This is a genomic window from Paraburkholderia elongata, from assembly GCF_013177735.1.
Lineage (GTDB): Bacteria > Pseudomonadota > Gammaproteobacteria > Burkholderiales > Burkholderiaceae > Paraburkholderia > Paraburkholderia elongata.
Genome location: NZ_WOEZ01000323.1, coordinates 1 through 3,174 on the forward strand (window position 1 = coordinate 1; position 3,174 = coordinate 3,174).

Annotated in this window: 1 rRNA gene; it reads right to left on the minus strand. The window is 52.8% G+C overall.

The annotated features are described in order from the left end of the window. Nucleotides 1-124: 124 nt before the first annotated feature. Nucleotides 125-2,915, minus strand: a 23S ribosomal RNA gene (locus tag GNZ13_RS49930). Nucleotides 2,916-3,174 lie beyond the last annotated feature (259 nt).

Here is a 3,174-nt window from a genome sequence, read left to right on the forward strand (position 1 = left end):
TGTGTTGTTCGAGGCACAACATCGATCTCAACCTGTGCATGTGGTCTCAAGACCCTGCGCGTGGCGCAGGGTGGGGCATCCATAAGTGCTGAAGCACTAACGGCTGCCGACACACACCGGTTATAGGATCAAGCCTTACGGGCAATTAGTATCAGTTAGCTTAACGCATTACTGCGCTTCCACACCTGACCTATCAACGTCCTGGTCTTGAACGACCCTTCAAGGGGCTCGAAGCCCCGGGGATATCTCATCTTAAGGCGAGTTTCCCGCTTAGATGCTTTCAGCGGTTATCTCTTCCGAACATAGCTACCCGGCGATGCCACTGGCGTGACAACCGGTACACCAGAGGTTCGTCCACTCCGGTCCTCTCGTACTAGGAGCAGCCCCCTTCAAATATCCAGCGCCCACGGCAGATAGGGACCAAACTGTCTCACGACGTTTTAAACCCAGCTCACGTACCTCTTTAAATGGCGAACAGCCATACCCTTGGGACCGGCTACAGCCCCAGGATGAGATGAGCCGACATCGAGGTGCCAAACACCGCCGTCGATATGAACTCTTGGGCGGTATCAGCCTGTTATCCCCAGAGTACCTTTTATCCGTTGAGCGATGGCCCTTCCATACAGAACCACCGGATCACTATGACCTGCTTTCGCACCTGCTCGACTTGTCGGTCTCGCAGTTAAGCACGCTTATGCCATTGCACTATCAGCACGATTTCCGACCGTACCTAGCGTACCTTCGTACTCCTCCGTTACACTTTGGGAGGAGACCGCCCCAGTCAAACTGCCTACCATGCACTGTCCCCAGTCCGGATCACGGACCAAGGTTAGAACCTCAAACAAACCAGGGTGGTATTTCAAGGACGGCTCCACGCAGACTGGCGTCCACGCTTCATAGCCTCCCACCTATCCTACACAGATCGGTTCAAAGTCCAATGCAAAGCTACAGTAAAGGTTCATGGGGTCTTTCCGTCTAGCCGCGGGGAGATTGCATCATCACAAACACTTCAACTTCGCTGAGTCTCGGGAGGAGACAGTGTGGCCATCGTTACGCCATTCGTGCAGGTCGGAACTTACCCGACAAGGAATTTCGCTACCTTAGGACCGTTATAGTTACGGCCGCCGTTTACCGGGACTTCAATCAAGAGCTTGCACCCCATCATTTAATCTTCCGGCACCGGGCAGGCGTCACACCCTATACGTCCACTTTCGTGTTTGCAGAGTGCTGTGTTTTTATTAAACAGTCGCAGCCACCAGTTTATTGCAACCCCTTCACCCTTCTGGCGCAGGCCAGTCAAGCTACAGGGGCGTACCTTATCCCGAAGTTACGGTACCAATTTGCCGAGTTCCTTCTCCCGAGTTCTCTCAAGCGCCTTAGAATACTCATCTCGCCCACCTGTGTCGGTTTGCGGTACGGTCTTGTTAAACTGAAGCTTAGAGGCTTTTCTTGGAACCACTTCCAGTTGCTTCTTCACCGAAGTGAATGGCGCCACGCCCTTGAATTGCGCACCCGGATTTGCCTAAGTGCCTTCTCCAACGCAGCGACCGGGACTTCCAACACCCGGACAACCTTCCGCGATCCGTCCCCCCATCGCATTTAACAATGGTGCAGGAATATTAACCTGCTTCCCATCAGCTACGCATTTCTGCCTCGCCTTAGGGGCCGACTCACCCTACGCCGATGAACGTTGCGTAGGAAACCTTGGGCTTACGGCGAGGGGGCCTTTCACCCCCTTTATCGCTACTCATGTCAGCATTCGCACTTCCGATACCTCCAGCGCACTTTTCAATGCACCTTCGCAGGCTTACGGAACGCTCTCCTACCATGCACATTACTGTGCATCCGCAGCTTCGGTATATTGCTTAGCCCCGTTACATCTTCCGCGCAGGACGACTCGATCAGTGAGCTATTACGCTTTCTTTAAAGGATGGCTGCTTCTAAGCCAACCTCCTGACTGTTTTAGCCTTCCCACTTCGTTTCCCACTTAGCAATATTTGGGGACCTTAGCTGGCGGTCTGGGTTGTTTCCCTCTTGACACCGGACGTTAGCACCCGATGTCTGTCTCCCGTGATTGCACTCTTCGGTATTCGGAGTTTGCTATGGCGTAGTAATCCGCAATGGACCCCACAACCATGACAGTGCTCTACCCCCGAAGGTGATACACGAGGCACTACCTAAATAGTTTTCGGAGAGAACCAGCTATTTCCAGGTTTGTTTAGCCTTTCACCCCTATCCACAGCTCATCCCCTAACTTTTCAACGTTAGTGGGTTCGGACCTCCAGTACGTGTTACCGCACCTTCATCCTGGCCATGGATAGATCACCTGGTTTCGGGTCTACACCCAGCGACTGAACGCCCTGTTCGGACTCGCTTTCGCTACGCCTGCCCTAATCGGTTAAGCTTGCCACTGAATGTAAGTCGCTGACCCATTATACAAAAGGTACGCCGTCACCCTCTTTCAAAGGCTCCGACTGTTTGTATGCATGCGGTTTCAGGATCTATTTCACTCCCCTCCCGGGGTTCTTTTCGCCTTTCCCTCACGGTACTGGTTCACTATCGGTCGATCACGAGTATTTAGCCTTGGAGGATGGTCCCCCCATCTTCAGACAGGATTTCACGTGTCCCGCCCTACTTGTCGTACACCCAGTTCTTCCAAACTGTTTTCGTCTACAGGGCTATCACCTGCTATGGCAGCACTTTCCAGAGCTTTCGACTAACAGTAAAGATAAAGAGTACAGGCTGGTCCCATTTCGCTCGCCACTACTCTGGGAATCTCGGTTGATTTCTTTTCCTGCGGTTACTTAGTGGATCAAAGCTCGTTTGCCAGCTCCCCACCGCTTTTCGCAGGCTACCGCGTCCTTCATCGCCTGTGATCGCCAAGGCATCCACCACATGCACTTGTTCGCTTGACCCTATAACGAGTGTGTCTTCTCGACACACGTTAGTGCTTTAGCTGTCGGCCGGAGTTAGTGCTTTAGCACTTACTCCGGGCCCATGCAGAGCTCTTACGTGCGTCCAATCCCCGGAGGGGACCGCGTCGCCACATCGCTACAGGTTGAGTATTCGTGTTGCGCCGTATTCCAAGGCAATCTTTCGATTACCTTTTCATACATTGATACAATCACAACCCTGATTCACCTACTCGGACACCCATCTCTAAGTATCCTTTCG